The organism is Halobellus ordinarius (genome assembly GCF_031823395.1).
Taxonomy (GTDB): domain Archaea; phylum Halobacteriota; class Halobacteria; order Halobacteriales; family Haloferacaceae; genus Haloquadratum; species Haloquadratum ordinarius.
The window spans coordinates 12,638-29,240 of record NZ_JAVQKJ010000012.1; the positions used below are offsets into that span (position 1 = coordinate 12,638).

At 60.9% G+C, this 16,603-nt stretch carries 12 protein-coding genes; 5 read left to right on the forward strand and 7 right to left on the reverse strand.

The features are described 5' to 3' along the window. Positions 1 to 21: 21 nt before the first annotated feature. Both RJT48_RS16855 and RJT48_RS16860 read right to left on the reverse strand, forming a co-directional pair. Complete coding sequence (locus RJT48_RS16855) at positions 22 to 894, reverse strand: polymer-forming cytoskeletal protein (RefSeq protein ID WP_311173503.1); 873 nt, start codon at positions 892 to 894, stop codon at positions 22 to 24. Continuing rightward, positions 891 to 2,198 (reverse strand): MFS transporter, encoded by a 1,308-nt coding sequence (locus tag RJT48_RS16860; protein WP_311173504.1) that lies wholly within the window; start codon positions 2,196 to 2,198, stop codon positions 891 to 893. Before RJT48_RS16860 ends, RJT48_RS16855 begins: the two co-directional genes overlap by 4 nt. 277 nt (positions 2,199 to 2,475) lie before the next feature. On the opposite strand from RJT48_RS16860, the gene RJT48_RS16865 reads away from it, so the two are divergent. Continuing rightward, entirely contained in the window at positions 2,476 to 3,375 is a 900-nt protein-coding gene (locus RJT48_RS16865; RefSeq protein ID WP_311173505.1) for a DUF3267 domain-containing protein, read from the forward strand. 538 nt (positions 3,376 to 3,913) lie between these two features. Here RJT48_RS16865 and RJT48_RS16870 read toward each other — a convergent pair. Together RJT48_RS16870 and RJT48_RS16875 are read right to left on the reverse strand one after the other, a co-directional pair. Further along, a complete protein-coding gene (locus RJT48_RS16870) occupies positions 3,914 to 4,495 on the reverse strand; it encodes a flavodoxin domain-containing protein (RefSeq protein WP_311173506.1) in 582 nt (193 codons plus the stop codon). A gap of 148 nt (positions 4,496 to 4,643) precedes the next feature. Then, entirely contained in the window at positions 4,644 to 5,543 is a 900-nt protein-coding gene (locus tag RJT48_RS16875; RefSeq protein ID WP_311173507.1) for a CPBP family intramembrane glutamic endopeptidase, read from the reverse strand. A gap of 95 nt (positions 5,544 to 5,638) precedes the next feature. Here RJT48_RS16875 and RJT48_RS16880 point away from each other — a divergent pair, with 95 nt between their 5' ends. After that, positions 5,639 to 6,067, forward strand: a complete 429-nt coding sequence (locus RJT48_RS16880; protein WP_311173508.1) for a universal stress protein — start codon at positions 5,639 to 5,641, stop codon at positions 6,065 to 6,067. Positions 6,068 to 6,199: 132 nt separating this feature from the next. After that, positions 6,200 to 8,377, forward strand: coding sequence for a heavy metal translocating P-type ATPase (locus tag RJT48_RS16885; RefSeq protein ID WP_311173509.1), 2,178 nt, complete (start codon positions 6,200 to 6,202; stop codon positions 8,375 to 8,377). Between the two features lie 277 nt (positions 8,378 to 8,654). Here the strand turns inward: RJT48_RS16885 and RJT48_RS16890 are convergent, their stop codons facing one another. Together RJT48_RS16890 and RJT48_RS16895 are read right to left on the reverse strand one after the other, a co-directional pair. Beyond that, complete coding sequence (locus tag RJT48_RS16890) at positions 8,655 to 9,032, reverse strand: DUF5518 domain-containing protein (RefSeq protein ID WP_311173510.1); 378 nt, start codon at positions 9,030 to 9,032, stop codon at positions 8,655 to 8,657. 378 nt (positions 9,033 to 9,410) lie between these two features. After that, the gene (locus RJT48_RS16895; RefSeq protein WP_311173511.1) at positions 9,411 to 10,250 is read right to left on the reverse strand and encodes a CPBP family intramembrane glutamic endopeptidase; all 840 of its coding nucleotides are present in this window, start codon (positions 10,248 to 10,250) and stop codon (positions 9,411 to 9,413) included. A gap of 285 nt (positions 10,251 to 10,535) precedes the next feature. On the opposite strand from RJT48_RS16895, the gene RJT48_RS16900 reads away from it, so the two are divergent. Continuing rightward, a complete protein-coding gene (locus tag RJT48_RS16900) occupies positions 10,536 to 11,993 on the forward strand; it encodes a hypothetical protein (RefSeq protein ID WP_311173512.1) in 1,458 nt (485 codons plus the stop codon). Between the two features lie 822 nt (positions 11,994 to 12,815). Here the strand turns inward: RJT48_RS16900 and RJT48_RS16905 are convergent. Then, a complete protein-coding gene (locus tag RJT48_RS16905) occupies positions 12,816 to 14,276 on the reverse strand; it encodes an AAA family ATPase (RefSeq protein ID WP_345784762.1) in 1,461 nt (486 codons plus the stop codon). A gap of 1,151 nt (positions 14,277 to 15,427) precedes the next feature. Here RJT48_RS16905 and RJT48_RS16910 point away from each other — a divergent pair. After that, on the forward strand, positions 15,428 to 16,405 hold the full coding sequence (locus RJT48_RS16910) for an AAA family ATPase (protein WP_311173513.1): 978 nt from the start codon (positions 15,428 to 15,430) through the stop codon (positions 16,403 to 16,405). The last annotated feature ends 198 nt before the right edge of the window (positions 16,406 to 16,603 follow it).

The window sequence follows — 16,603 nt, forward strand, 5'->3', positions numbered from 1 at the left end:
CGTGGAGTGCCGTGTGCATGGTTACGTTCCTCCCGGGATCGTGATGGGTTCGAACCGCTGGAGACCGAAGTACGTGTTCAGGACGGCGCCGAACCCGACGACAGCGACAGCGAGCTGTGCGATTCCGCCGAGGTACGGCACGAACCCGAAGAGCTCGAAGGCGAGCAGGAACACGGCGATCCCAGCGAGCGTCGCGACGCCATCGCGCTCGATCGGGAGGCGCGTCCCGATGAGGTACCCGAATACTGCCTGGCCGTAGAGAACGATCAGGAACTCGGCGAACAGCCCGACGATCGCGACCGGGAGCAGGATGAGGGTGAATGCCATATAGACGAAGAGGACGAGGAGGGTCGTTGCGCCGAGGCCACCGACGACGCTGCTGACGAGCGCGTGTTCGGTGATGGCTGCGCCGACGTTCTCGAAGAGGAGTGGATGCCGCTCGACGAGCCACCACCCTAACGCACCGAGGACGAGGAACTGCAGGAGGAAGGCTCCGATCCGCTGTGCGGGCGAGCTTGACGGAGTGGGCGCCTCGAACTGCGAGACGCGCCCGACCGACGCGTCCGGACTGATTGCGGCCGATCCCGAATAGGTTTGGAGGGTTCCGGTCACGGTCGCGCCGCCATTTATCGAGAGGTTCCCGTCGAGGAGCGTCACGTCGCCGTCGACAGTGCCGTCGATGGCTGCGGTCCCACCGATGACATAGATGTCGCCGACGACCGTCGCGTTCCCGGGGACGGTGGTGGTCCCGCCGGCGACGACGTGGACGTCCGCGAGTGAATCGACGTCGGTGGCGCCCTGGAACGTCACGGACATCTCCTGGACGTCGCCGCCGCCGATGGAGATCACGAGCAGGACGACGATGAGAAGTGGGATGGCCTCTGTCGGACTCATACACTCGCACCTCCGTTCTCGCGAGCGAGTTCGACCATCCGTCTAGCGTATAGGCCGACCGCAAGCCCGAACAAGAGGAGCAGGGAGAGCGCCTGCACCACGTTCAGGTGTGAGAGGAGTGTGAGGTCGGCTGCCTGGAAGTACAGCGCGAGGGCCGTGCTTGAGAACGTGGCGAGCCACCCGGCGACGCCGATGCCGATCGCGGAGTGGGTCCCGATCGTCTCGGGCGTAGAGAGATCGGGCCAGAGCGCGAAGTTCAGCGTCGTGTAGAAGCTCACGGCGAGCGCGTACAGGGCAGGATTCAGGGGAGAGGTTCCGCCGCCGGCGATCGTAGGAAACACCGCGGCGAATCGCAGGTCGGACGTGTACATAACGTGCGTGAGGGCAAACAGCGCGAACGTCCAGAGGAAGACGCGAGAGAGCGAGTAGTTCGCGTAGATGACGCCGGCCATCACGGCGCCGACGACGTGTGCGACGGCAATCAACAGGCGTGTCGAGAGGTTAGGAGACTGCCAGGAACTCAGCAAGAGTGACGGCGTGTCGATGATCCGGAGAAACCCGAGGCTATCGATGAAGAACACGCCGAACATCAAGACGACCGGGACGACGAAGGCCAGACTCCGCGCCTGAATCGTCTCCCCGTGACAGAACCGCCCGGTGCCGTACGACTCGTATTGGGCCCCGAGAGCGTCGAGAATCGCATCGAGACGGTCGAAGCTGGCGAACGACAGGATGCCCAGCACGAGGATGCCCGGCGCCATCGCGGCGACCATCAGCTGACTGAAGACGTTGACTGACCAGGAGAGCGGAATCGCGTTCGCGAAAAAATATGCGATCGCCGTGATCGCCGCGGCGACGTACCCGCGGTCCGGCACCGGAACGAGGTCGATCGCGAGCGAGAACGAGACGGGAAAGCCGACGCCCAGTCCGATTGACGCGAGGACAATCCACGCACCGAACGCGGGAACAGTCCGGACCATCGGGGCGACGAGCGTGAGCACGAACTGGAGGCAGACGACACCGAACAGGAGCCGGAGCTTCGTTCGGAGGTTCGTACTCCACCCACGGCGATCCATTGTCACGCCGGTTACGGCCGCGACGGTGAGCGTCACGAGCGCGAGCGCCGCCATCCACATCGAGACGGCAGTCTCGGACATTCCGACGAGGCGTGTCCCAAGATCGATGAGTCCCAACTGGACGAACGTGATGTTGTAGTAGTACCCGGCAACCATCAACGCGACGAACAGCACGTACCCGGATACTGTCGTCCACCGCCCTTCCCGGACGTACGTCACGAATTCCATTCGAGCTTTCTCGACATGTCGTGCGTGCTGATATTTATTAAAAACGGTGCCGGCATCTTGGCCCACAAGGATACCTATGACTCATACTGATTACTCTCGTCTCTTACCGCCGAGCGCTACCCCCGTTGGCAGCGCTCGGCGGTAAAAAGTGAGAGTAATCAGTATCAGCCCGGATCCAACACTGGCGAAGTTGGAGCGAATCCGAACCCTGCTCAGGCACCTTTCGGAGCAACGCCTTTGTGATCGGCACAAAAAGAGGAAATCTCAGAATATCAGTATGACTGCCGATGAGTACCCGGGAGAGAACCAGACAGACGACGTCCTGATCGCGGAGTACGGGATGTCACGGCCGCTTGTCCTCCAGTGGACCGTCGTCAGCATCCTCGGATTCGTGGTTGCTCTCTTCGGACTCCTGTTGTTGTACTACGGCGTGACGGGTGATGCGGCCGGAACAGAACTGGTCGTGACACCCGATACGGGGTGGTGGAATCTCGGGCTCACAATCGTAGCCCTCGTCGGTGTGCTATTACTCGTGATCGTCCCGCATGAACTCTGTCACGGCTTAGGGATCCGTTTCTTCGGCGGGGAGCCGCGATTCGGTCTGGGAGTCGCGTACTTCGTCTTTCCGTACGCGTTCGCAACGACCGAGACGCGGTTCTCGCGCAATCAGTTCATCGCGATCGCACTCGCCCCACTTGTGCTGCTCTCGCTGCTGGGTGTGCCGTTGATGCTCGTGTTCGAGTGGCCATGGCTCGCCCTGCCGTTGGCGCTGAACGCTGGCGGCGCCGTCGGGGACCTCTGGATGGCATTGACGCTGATGCGCTATCCTCCGGCCGTAACGGTGGTCGATACGACGACGGGGCTCGAAATCTACGGAACACCGTCGCTTGAGCGAACCGAGACCGCCCCGGCGACCGTCGTCTGGGATCTGCTCGTCGGCATCGCAGGCGGCGTCGTGATCCTCGCCGTCTGTGGGGGTATCCTGGCACCGCTCGTCCTGGCTGCAATCGGTCTCGATTCATTCACCCTCGGCGTGCCAGACACCCCACTGTTGATCCTCGAGTTCGTCCAAACGCCCGACGGCGGTGTCGAGTTCACGATGGGAACGGGAATTCTCGCTGTCGGCGTCTTCACCGGGATCTGTTACGCGTATCTCCGAGCGAGCGGACGACGTTGACGGGCGATGAGAGATCTCAGCCTCCTCGTTCAGTCTGCTCGTGTTTCAGCTCTCGCGTGCGCTTGGGTTGTAGAGGTACCGGAGGGAAGGCGCGGATGAATCGAGTCACGAGGGCAAGCCCAGTGAGGCTCAGGAGGGCGAACAGCACGACCTGGGGGAGAGGGACTGGTTGGCCGTTCTGAAGCATAAAGACGATCATAGCGAGGACCGCGAGACCGAGCGTGGTGCCTTTCACGAGGGGGACGCCGGTGAAGACGTAGCCCCACGCTCGCTGCTTCCAGAGGAAAGCCGCCGAGCCAGCCGACGTAGCCGCGGAGTGATCCCTGGTGCGAATAATAGAGGGCGCCAGCGAGTGCCGGGACTGCAACGACGAGCGTCAGCAGATTCTGCCCGTACAACTGTGGGAGAAGAACCTCGGCGTCCCGGTAGAACTCTGGAACGAAAACCCCGAAACCGGTCGCCACAACCGCCAGCGGAAGGGTGAACGTCGACACAACCAGATACGGCCGAGTGAGGCGTCGGGGCGGTTTCGAGGGCGTCACGCCGCCGGATCCTCGGCGGTGTCCGGGGCGACGCCGAGGCGGCCTTCGACGAACGCGGCGACATCCGCTGCGAACGCGTCAACCGCATCCCAGTCGGTGAATTCGATGTCCCCCTTCGATTGTCGATTTTCGGTGAGCAGGTCTTTTGCGATCCGTTTCATCATAAGACGTTTGAGGAACCCGTACTCGGAGAACCGAAGCGCGCCGCCGAACTGCCCGATTCGATCCGGCTGCCATCCGGTTTCCGTGACAAACGACTCGACGTACCCCGCAGCCTCTTCGCGTTTCTCCTCGTTCGCCGAGGACAGCGAAACCTGGAAGAACGCGGTCGTCATCCCCGACAACACGTCTCGATTCTCGGTGACGAAGTCACGAACCTCGTCTTGATGTTTGCCGACGTGGATCGACGCGCCCACGACGACGGCGTCGTACACGTTCAGGGTGAACGAGTCCGGTCGGTCACGGACGTCGATCGCGCTCGCCTCGTGGCCGCGCTCGCTGATTGTGCTCGCGATACGCTCTGCGATCTTCGCCGTCTGGCCTTCGCCCGTCCCATATAGTATCAGGAAGGAACTCACGTGTTCTCACACCTCAGTACGTGCGTTCGCTACGGCACTCAATAAATACTGGTCGGACCCGCAACCCCGTCCGAGTCACGGCCTGTGGAGTTGTTGGGTCAAGGCGTGGCACCTCAGAACTCACGCTGAGCCCAGCGTTGGTGCGTGCTCACTCGACGGCGTCTGATTCGGTCTCCGGTGGCAGGCCAGCGTCTTGGGGGGTCGGTGGGTCGCGGTTCGCGAGGCGGTCAGCGCCGTAGACGACGATCAGGAGGATCGCGACCAACACGAGGGGGACGGCACCGGTGACTTCGGCGAGCAGGTTCAGCCAGGGGTCCGGCGCGCCGCCCGGAATGAGCGCCTCCTGGTCGGCGGGGTGGAAGATCCCCATAACATTGATACCGGCGTGGAACACCGCGACGGCGAGGACACTCCCGCCGGTGCTGTTGTACATCCACGTCCAGAGGATCGATCCGGCGAGAATCGAGACCATCCAGAGGAGTTGCTGGGAGAGCGGCCAACCGCCGTGGGTGGTGGTGGCGTTCAGGAACAGCGGGAGGTGCCAGGCAGCCCACGTGACGCCCACGATGGCACTCGACACCAGCGCGCTGTAGGAGTCCTGAAGTATGGGCAGCATAAAGCCACGCCACCCGAGATCTTCCTGGCCGCCACCCCACACGGTCCCCCACGCCATCGCGAACAGGTAGATGAACGGTGATTCGAACTCGGTGAGATCGATCGGTCCCCCGGCGACGACGAACAGCAGAACGCCGAGCGAGAGGACAACGAACGGGAGCCCGAGTGCGATCACCCACCATCTTGCGCCGATCCGCCATTTGAACATCTGGCCGACCCAGGTGCGGAGGCTGCCACCCGACGCCCAGATAACCACCGCTGCGCCGACCGGCGGGCCGAACCCGCCGAAGCCGATCAGGATCGAGTGCGTCCAGGACGCTTCCATCCCCGAATACGCGAGTGCACCCTGAACTGTCCAAGTGAACGCGTACGCGATCGCGACGAAACTCGGGAGGCGATGGTGATCGATCCACGCACGAATACTGCGACTCATTACCACGGTTGTGACGGAGATTGCACTTAACGGTACTCCCAGCCGGGGTGTTCCGGGCAGTACACTCTTGCCAGTTCGCATCGAATGCTATTCGTATGCCCGACGACGTTCTCATCGCGTTCGACGGGTCGCCGCTTTCAGAGCGTGCGCTCACGTACGCTATCGAGAACTTCTCGGATGCAACTCTCACCACGATTTACGTCATCAATCCGATGGAGTCGGTGATCGACGTGGAGGCTGGCGGCTTACCTGTCGCCGATGACTGGTACGACAATGCCCAGGCACGCGCATCCAAAATCCACGCGACGGCAACGGATCTCGCGGCGGAACACGGTAGCGACCTCGATACTGTCACGGAAGTCGGTAAACCCGCACAAGCGATCCTGGAATACACTGAGGACCACGGCATCGATCAGATCGTCATCGGCAGCCACGGGCGCTCGGGAATCGATCGAGCACTCCTCGGAAGCGTCGCCGAGACAGTCGCCCGTCGAGCACGGATCCCAGTGACGATCATCGGATGATTCGAGCAGAACAGAAGGGCCCCAGATCGGTAGTCGCTGGAGATTCGAGAAATCGAACTCACAGATAGCCGGAGGGGCACTCGTAAGCGTATCTAAAACGTCAAGTCCCGGCAAACCATTGGTGTAGAGAACGTGGCCGTTACTGAATCTCCTCCACTTTCGACGTGTACTGTCAGCATCGAGCGACGAGGTGGTCGTGGCGAAGCGGGAGCGCGGGCACTCGAACGACACCTCGGGGAGCTCGCAGGCGTCCACGACGTCGACGTCTCCTTCCGGACGGGGAGCGCTCGAATCACCTACGACGCGGAAGTCACATCCGAGGAGGCGATTCGAGATGCAGTCCGTGACCGGGACGTCTCGATTCAGGATGACTCCGGTTCGACAACGGACGAGGTGAGCACGCGCTCGGAACTCGGGCGGGAGGCAGTGTTCGTCGGACTGACGCTGCTCGGGATGGTGACTGGTCTGGTGACAGGGTGGCTCGACGGACCGTCACTCCTTCTGTGGGCTGGCTACGGCCTCGCATACGCTTTCGGCGGCTGGTACGGCCTCAAAGGAGCGGTCGAGACGCTCCGCCACGGCGCCGTCGACATCGACCTCCTGATGATCGTCGCCGCGCTCGGTGCGCTCTCGATTGGCGCCCCGTTCGAGGGCGCGATGCTCCTTTTTCTGTTCTCGCTTTCGAATACGCTGCAACACTACGCGATCGGACGGTCGCGCCGGGCGATCAAGTCCCTCGTCGAGATGCGGCCGGACGAAGCTCAGGTGCTACGCGACGGGGAGGAAGTCACACTTCCGGTCGACGACGTCGCCGTCGGTGACGTCTTCGTCGTCCGCCCCGGGGACAAAATCCCGCTGGACGGCGTCGTCACGTCCGGCGAGGGGACGGTCGATCAGGCCTCGCTCACGGGCGAGTCCGTGCCCGTACCGAAGGAGCCCGGCGACGAGGTGTTCGGCGGGACGATCAACGAGAGCGGGAGCCTCGAGATCGAGGTCACGCGGCAGGCCCACGAGTCGGCGATCAGCCGTCTCATCCATATGGTCGAACGCGCACAGAGCGAAAAGGCGCCGACACAGCGGCTCATCGACCGCCTCGAACAGCCGTACGTCCTCGGCGTGTTCGCACTCACGATCGCGGCGATCGCTGTTCCGCTCGCGCTCGGAAGCGAGTTCACCAGTACGTTCTACCGCGCGATGACGCTCATGGTCGCTGCTTCGCCGTGTGCGGTCATCATCTCGACGCCCGCGGCGGTCCTCTCGGCGATCGCCTCCGGCGGCAGGCAGGGCGTCCTGTTCAAGGGCGGCGAACACGTCGAGGCGGCAGCGAACATCGATGCGGTCGCGTTCGACAAGACAGGAACGCTCACGCGGGGCGATACACAGTTGACGGACGTCTTCGTCCGTGAGGACGCAGCAGACGAGACACTGACCGACAACGAGCTGCTCTCGCTCGCGGCCGCAGTACAGGCCCGCTCGGAACATCATCTCGCTCGTGCGACCGTGGCGAAGGCAGAAGAGCGGTCACTCGACGTTCCCGACGCACAGCGGTTTCAGTCAGTTGCGGGGAAAGGAGTCCGCGCCGATGTCGAAGCCAGCACCATCCACATCGGCAATCGGAGTTACTTCGGGACCGTCCTCGAAGATGAAGCGATCGCGGGGCTCGAACCGGGTCTCGACCGCCTCCAGACGCTGGAGGCAGAGGGGAAAACGAGCGTCATCGTCGCCCGGGAGGACGGCGACGGGGTCACCGTGTTAGGGTGGCTCGCGTTCACCGACACGGTCCGTCCCGGCGCTGCCGAGATGATCGACGACCTCCGCGAACTCGGCGTAGAGCATATCGTTATGCTGACGGGCGATAACCAGCGCGTCGCCGAGCGGATCGCCGACGAGGTCGGTATCGACGAAGTGCAGGCCGAACTATTACCGGAGGAGAAAGTAGCAACTGTCGAAGACCTGGTCGAGCAACACGAGAACGTGGCGATGGTCGGCGACGGCATCAACGATGCGCCGGCGCTGGCGACCGCGACACTCGGGATTGCGATGGGCGGCGCTGGAACCGACGTCGCCCTCGACACTGCCGACGTGGTACTGATGGGCGACGAACTCAGCAAGATTCCCTACGTGCTCGGTCTCGGACGCAAGACCCGCCGGACGCTCACCGTCAATCTCGCAATCGCGTTCGGTGCGATCGCACTGATGGTCGGCACGATCCTCCTGCGAGGGATTCCGCTTCCCCTTGCCGTGGTCGGGCACGAGGGCTCGACGGTGCTCGTCTCGCTGAACGGCCTACGGTTGCTCGGCTATCGGTAGTCAGCTACTCACGGCTGCAGTCGTGGGTTCCGCCTTGCATCTCTGTGACCGGGGTCAGTAGTATTCCTCGAGAGTGATACGTTGGAGAGCGCCGTGAAGTACCTCGGGGTCAAGTCCCGAGGCACTCACCCTGTCCCGCCTGGAAATTCCTGCTTGGTCGATCGAGGAGACGTCGCTGAGGACGGCGATCGTGTATTCGGGATCGTCGTGATCGCAAGTCAGTCCACGTAGTGACCCGGTATCGTTCTTGACCAAACGGGAGCTGTCACGGTCGCGGTTATCGGCCACCCACGTCGGTTTCAGTAGCAATATACACGCCGAGATAGCCCCCGAGAGCGCTCAGTCCGACACTCCAGACGAGAGCAAACACGAATCCGAACAGAAGCAACACGAAGAATCCACCAGGTACCCCCATCCCCTCGCCCATCATAGAACCCGTGAAGAAGAACCCTCCGAACACGAAAAACAGCAAGAGAAACGGGAGGGCCGCGATCGCACCGGAGATCGCACCGACACGGGTGCCGTCGGCACGGTCTCCCCGCTGAAGGTAGCCGGCGACCATACCGCCCAGGATCGGGGAAAACCCGGTGAACGACAGCACAACTGTAACGACTGCGCCGATAACCGCGTTTACAAGCGTGTCTCCTTCGCTCATATATGTTCCACTATTGTCTGTAGTTATAATTCATCGGCTGCGCGGCCGACCCGTTCGTATGTGTATGCCCCGAAGTCCGGCATCGGACGCGAGGGGACAGCAGATAGCTATAGTAGCGTTCGCAACTGATTTTCATCCGAACACACGACTGCGTGCGATCGTGTGAGCGAAGACTTGCGAGGGCTACTATGTAGCACCGAAGACGGGTCAGCGGGCGGCAAGTGTCACGACAGCGGGTGAGAACTGTCTGATACTGATTACTCTCGTCTCTTACCGCCGAGCGCCGCCAACGGGGACGGCGCTCGGCGGTAAAAAGTGAGAGTAATCAGTATGAGAGCGGCGTTTCGCTCCTTCTGACCTCGTGGGGGATCGCAACAGTCAGACGGTTGCGTCGGAGCGGGAGCGCGGCCGCGACAGCGTCGACGGCCCCCAGTAGGCGACGACAGCGACGGTCGCCGCGGCGAGCATCACCAAGAGTGTGAGGCTCGCGGGGTCAGATTCGAGCACCGGGAACATCCCGTTCGCCCAGTTGAACGCCGTGTGAAAGAGGAGGGCGGGCAGGAGGCTGCGGTTGGTGTTGTTGTACAGCCACGTATGGAGGACCGACAGGAAGGCAGTGGAGACGAAGAAGCCGAACAGAGGGATGTTGTAGTAGATGGTCTGACTGGGAATGTAGAACAGCGGGAGGTGCCAGACAGCCCAGACGAGGCCGATAGCGAGGCCGGCGACGGTAGCGCCGAGGCGGTTCTGGAGCGGATCCAGCAGGTAGCCCCGCCAGCCGAACTCCTCTTGGACGGGCCCTCCAAGGAAGAAGATGAAGACGAACGCGATGGGCAAGACAATCGGCGTCCCGGCCCACGGATACGATGGTACTGTGCCCGTGGCGGAGGCGACTGCGAGGGCTACGGCGACGACGCCGACCGGAAGCAGGAGAGCAACAGCGAGCCACCGTACTGGATAGTCAACCTGGACGGCGCGACCGAGGAGGCGGCGGACACCCGTCACCCCGTTCGCGTACGCGACGAGTACGAAGGCTGCGACGGTCGGGCCGAATGCACCGAGTTCCGGCAGGACGGGCACGCCGTCCAGTACGCCGAGGCCCGCGAGTGCCTTCGGCACCCAGAACGCCCAGGACCACCCGAACGCGAGCACGAGAAACGCCGCAATCGCTCGCCAGTCCGCCCCTCCATCACCACGATTCGGAGCAGATTGTCCCATAGGAGCGATTTCGCCCCAATCGTGTAAATAGGTCGATGTCGGACCACCAGAGTCCAGCAGCCTGAACGCGTGAGATCAGCCCGTCGTCCCGGACGAGTTGTTGTAGTTCCTCGTAGGTTTGCGTCACTGCTGGTGACTTGGAGCCAGCAGGGACAGCAACGTCTGGTGAACGAACTGTTGTTCGTTGGCGACCGTATCAAGCGTTGTTTTCACCCCAAGTGAAAAGGCTCTCCCAACCAGGGTGATTCTTATGAACGGCAGTACTCGACTCTGTACTGAGCGGCCGTGATCACAGAGCAAGTCGACAGAGGTGCTGGATTACGCGTCCTGTTCGTTGCTGCGTTAGTCGGTATTATTCTACTTTCGGCGGTCGGATCTCCGGTCAGTGGTCGACCGCCGCCACAGGCGGTCTGTGGTGTCTGTAGCGACACGCTCGTGGATGCTGCCGACGAGAACGGTGTCGCTATCGGCGTGACAGAGAGTTCGCTCACCATCCAGATCGATCAATCCGGAACGGGGCACTGGACGGCACGGGTCACTCTCACCGGTGCTGGTGTCGGGACACTCAGAGAGGACCAGTCGCTCCGCGACCGGGTCGTCCAGCGTGTGTACGAACGCGGATACGTCGCGGTAGAGGAGCCGAAGTCGCTCACGACGTCGATGGATGGGGATACACTGGTCGTCGAGTACGAGGTGCCCGATATGGCCCACGAAAGCGCGGGTGGCGTCTACGTGGTCGATTTCTTCTACTGGCACGGTGGCGAGGCGCGGTGGTTCTACCTCGCTGCAGACTCGATGACGATGCGTGGTCCGTCAGGAACGGTCGTGTCGCACGCCCCAGCCGATGCGACGTCCGACGGTGATGTCGTCACGTGGGAGGGAAGCGACCAGCAGTACGACCCCCTCGGCGTTCGGAGTCACGTCGTTTTCGCACCGGACGACGGTGTCATCAGTAGTGTTGCGACGGCGCTGGGAATCGGAATCGACGTCGCCCAGCTAAAGGCACAGGACCTCGGTGCTGCCGTCGCTCCCCTCGCAATGCTCGCCGCGGTTCTCGCGCTCCTGTGGCGGTTCGGCTCCCGGCTGGCCGGCCTCTCACGATTGCGGCTGATCGCGCTCGTGGGCGGACCGTTGGCCGCTGTCGGCCTTACTGCAGCGACCGTCGAGACACTCGTTGGCGTTTCTGGCCCGGTGACTGAACAGCTGGGTGATTTCCTGTTCTATCTGATCTTCGTCGTCGCGGCGACGGGTGCCGGACCGGCACTCATTCTGGGTGGGCCGCTCGTCGTTGGCCAGATACTACTGACAAGACGTCTCCTCAGGGGGGAGGCAGATACAACAGAGTCGAGAGACGCAGTGACGCGGCTGCTTCTGTGGCCGACAGCGACGGTGCTCGCCGGACAGTGGCTGCTCTTTCCCGTAGCAGCGGCGGGCGCGGCCGGGTACGACACGACATACGGGCTGGTGAGTCTGGTGCTGCCGCCACTGTACTTCCTCCCGCTTGCAATCACACGCCAGTGGGGGACGCCACTTCGGATCGCGTTCACCACCGGCCTTCTGCTCTCGCCGATTCCAGTGGTATTCGCACTTGCACCACATACGGGAATGAGTCTCGTGAGCGTGTCGCTCGTGCTACGATACGTTCCGTGGGGCCTCGTGGTTGCGGCGATCGGGGTACTCGCATACGCGGCAGGATACCGATCGGTCACCACCGAGAGGGAACGGGGGGAACGCGTCGGCTGACTCCCCTCTTCGCGACGCTAGACCGAACCGTATAGGCAATACCTCAGTTCCCAGCCCCAGTCCCGGACATCTTCTCAGGATAATGGACCAGTCAACCCGGACGAGTGAGAACGCGAAGTATCCAATTACGGAGTCAACACGCCGTGTACGAGATGAGTTTGATTTTCGCGTGAGAGTGTTGTGAAACGCTTGTCACGACGCCGCTCCTTTTTGATCCAGATTTTTCGAGGAACGGTTCCCACAGGGAACGTAGTGAGTGAGGAAGCCCGACGATGAAAAATGGTGAACGCTCCACAGGTCGACCGACAGCGTATAAGAACCGCTTTACGACGACCTCAAGTGTTCCCTAATATACTCCTTACGACGAATCCGACCACATCGATAACGGAGTGTTGCTCTCCAAGCAGGACACTGAAACACATCGATAGTGGAGGGTGTCTCTCCGAGCAGGTCATCAAAACACATCGATAGCGGAGTGGGACTCTCCGAGCGGGCCATCAAAACACATCGATAGTGGAGGGTGTCTCTCCGAGCAAAACCCCGAAACACATCGATAGAGGTGTGTGCCCGAAAGATCCTTGCAGGTTGCTTGACAAATGGATATACAAAATTCCGTAGGTCAGTTGACTTCGGCGGGTTTGGGAATTCTATGTCGGGAATACACTTCGATAGAGGTGTGTGTTCTCAGGCAGTGATTGGAACCGACGGCTCGATCGGTGCCCGAGAAAATGGTGGGAAGTGTCCAGTTCGTGTGAGTCGTTCGCGTATACATATCGATAGAGGGGGGTACGGGGGCCCGATCCGGAGAGACGCGAGTGTGCCTCAAGCTTCGTTCCGAACCTGTGCCTTCACGACCGACTCGACTTCGGACTCCGAGACCATTCCAATACGGGCATCCTCGCTCAACGTCTCTAAGATGGTTTCCGGTCGTTCGCCGAACTGGAACTCGAGAAACATCCCGGAACTTGGGCCGTGACTCCGACGTTCGAAGTCGACCAGCGAGTACGTCGTCAGTTCCTTCATCTTGTTCACGTACGACTCCTGCTGGTACTGGTCTGCGTCGATCGAGTCGGTCAGATACTGATACACCCTGTAGCCGGTAGTGCTCCGAGCGGTACCATCTTCGGTTTCGGCAGCGACAGCCGCCGTGGCGTATAAACAGAGTTTTTTCTGTGTACTGATGCCACGGACGACTTCGAGGACACGATTCTTTTCGACACGATCCTGGGCTTGCCGAACGTGTTCTTCGCGAACACGCTCGTTGCCCTCTCGCTCCGCGAGTTCACCGGCGACACGCATCAGATCGATCGCCTTCCGTGCATCACCGTGTGTTTGGGCTGCAAACGCTGCTGCCAGCGGGATGACTTCATCCTCGACGACGCCGTCGTGGAAGGCGTCCTGACGACGGCGGAGGATGGCCTGCAGTTGGTTCGCATCGTAGTCGTCGAAATGGACGTCCTCGGGTGTGAACGAGCTCAGTGCGCGACTCCCGACAGATTCCATCATCTTCGTGTCGTTCGAGATGGCTACCACGGAGATGTATGCGGTGAGGTCGTCGGCGGCGCCAGCTCGCGACAACTGGTAGAGTAATCGTGAGAACGCAGGGTCCTGTTTGTCCCTGCGGCCGACGAGCATATCCAGTTCGTCGAGGACGAACACGACGGAATCGAAGTTCCCGTTGACAATCCGGTAGAGTTCGTCCCATTTCTCTTTCGTCGCCACACCGTGTTTCGGGACTTCGACGTCGACGCCTGCCTCGGCGGCGGCTTGCTGGGCGAGTTCGTAGACAGCGACGCCGAGCGTATCGAGGTCCTGACAGTTGACCTCGATCGTGCCGAACTGGATGTCGCGGGAGTCACAGATGCGACTGATGTTCTTACAGACTGCTTTCGTGATGAGCGACTTCCCAGTCCCGGACGGGCCGTAGAGGAAGAGATTCGGCGGCCGGTTGTCGCCGAGCGCGACACGGAGCATCTTCGTGACCTTCTGAAGTTGTTCGTCGCGACCGACGATTCGGTCCTCCTCGACGACGTAGTTCGGATCGAGGAGAGACCGGTCACGGATGAGGCCGTCCTGTTCGTCAAACTCGAGCAGCATATCCTCGATGGACTGCGACTCTGACGCCTCGTCAGTATCCGCTGTTGTTCCAGACGACGATTGAACTGTGGATGCCGAGGACGGATCCGATTCGGGGGTTCCCGATGAGAGGTCCGCCCCCGTCGTGGTCTCATTCTCCGATGATTCCGGACTGGTCCCGGAAGCGTCGGATTCGTGAGTATCCATACGAGCGACCACACGAGCCGGGGATAAAAACGTTCTCCCACCTCTATCGATGTGTGATTCGCGGATTCAAACGGTTTCATCGGGGTTTCCAGCTCTCTGAGGTCGTGTCTGGGCGATTTTTCCAGGACGGCTAACGAAGTGTTTGCTACGATCGGGCTCGGAATGGAGACAGACACACCCCTCTATCGATGTGTTTGAGCTGTAACCGTGGGGGGGTGTACTGACAGCAAAATGTCGTCGTTGATGATGAATGGATAGATGTCGAATCGACTGCTATCCGCGAATAGAGAGTCAAAATCCACTTAGAACGGTCTCTAACACTGCTCTATAGCTTCCTTTTTTGTTCTCTTTTTCCTTCTCTTTTTAGTCTTCTACTAGCCTTCTACTAGCCTTCTACTAGTTTACTAGAAACAACACTCACACACCCCTCTATCGATGTGTTCGAAGTGTTTTCTCATCTGTATTCTGTCGGCTAAATTCAGTCAGATTCATTTCGCCTCTTTTTCTCTTCTTCTGATTGTCTTATCGCCTATAACCGCTGTTCACGGACGAGATCGTAGTTTTGTCGCTCACTTCCGTCGTCAAGTCCTATCCAGTGGGTCTTTCCCCATCGTACTCATCCCATTCGAACACATCGATAGAGGGGTGTGTCTGTTACCTCACGTTCCACAGACCGTTTCCTCTGGTCCTCTCGAGACTCACCCACCCGGAGTACTTCACTGGAACACATCGATAGAGGGGTGTGGGTCCACCCAGCAACTCTGCTCCGTTCTATCAGGCAAGTCGAACTCGCCCAATCTTAACCAACGATTCATCTCATCACAGGTTTTGTTGGTTAACCAACCTCCCTGCTTGGAACCGCAGTCAGTTCCGGCATCCGGGATTTGGCGAGCACTCGACGGACCACGGTCTCGTGAGGTACATTCATCGTCGACATATCGCTCACGAGGCGTCCTGTGGGAAAGAATAGACAACTATCGGAGTCACAACACCGATGGCCCTTCCCGGTGTCGGCATAGTTGTTCCATAACCGTCCCGATGACGGCATAGTTGTTCCATAACCGTCCCGGTGACGGCATAGTTGTTCCATAACCGTCCCGGTGACAGCATAGTTGTTCCATAACAAAGACGGGGCTCCCTGACGGACTGGTATGGACGTGGGTAAGGCCGAGAAACTCGCCGGAGAGGTGCTGGCAGAACTGTCGGATGTGGTGGTCGTCGAGGAGCGCGTCCTCCGGGTGATCCTGACCGGCGTCGTCTCGCGCGGGCACGTGCTTCTGGAGGACGTGCCCGGGACCGGCAAGACGCTGACAGCACGAGCCTTTGCGACCGCGCTGGGATTGTCGTTCGGCCGCATCCAATTCACGCCGGATCTGCTCCCCGCCGACGTAACCGGGACCTACATCTTCAACGAGAAGACCCGCGAGTTCGAGTTCAAGGAGGGTCCAATCTTCGCAAACGTGATTCTCGCCGACGAAATCAATCGGGCATCGCCCAAGACTCAGGCGGCGCTGTTGGAGGCGATGGAAGAAGGACAGGTCTCGATGGACGGAACGACACACGACCTCCCGGACCCGTTCTTCGTCATCGCGACGCAAAACCCCGTCGAGCAGGGGGAGGGAACCTTCCGGCTGCCGGAGGCACAGAAGGACCGTTTCCTGGTGAAAAGCAGCCTGGGGTACCCCGACGCTGCGGGGGAGCTAGAACTGCTAAACCGTCGGGAGACACGCGAACAGTCCACGCCATCGGCATCACAGGTACTCGAACCCGAGACGGTTCGCGCCCTCCAGCGTGTTCCCGAGGACGTCCGCGTTCACGACGACCTCAAGCGGTATATCGTGGACCTCGTTCGAGTGACTCGGGACGACGCCCGCGTCGAGGTGGGTGTCTCTCCACGGGGCTGCCAGAAGCTGTTCGAGATCGTCCGTGGCTGGGCGGCACTGGCAGGTCGCGAGTACGCCACGCCCGACGACGTCAAGGCCGTCGCAGAGCCCGTGATGACCCATCGCCTCGGACTCACAGCAGAGGCTACGGTCGAAGGCACCGAGGAACGCGATGTCGTGGACGACCTCCTCGCAGACCTCCCGGTCCCGAGCGTCGGATACGAGACTCAGCGACCGACCGACTAAGATTGGCAGCGTGCTCGGCTGTCGGGATTCCCGACCCAGAACGGCGATTATCGCGCCGACAGAATGACGACTTTCGTTCCGATCAGATGAGGACTATCACACCGACTCTCGTGCCCACAAGTGACGACTCTCGTTCCGATCAGATGAGGACTATCACACCGACTCTCGTACCCACAAGCGACGACTCTCGTTCCGAAG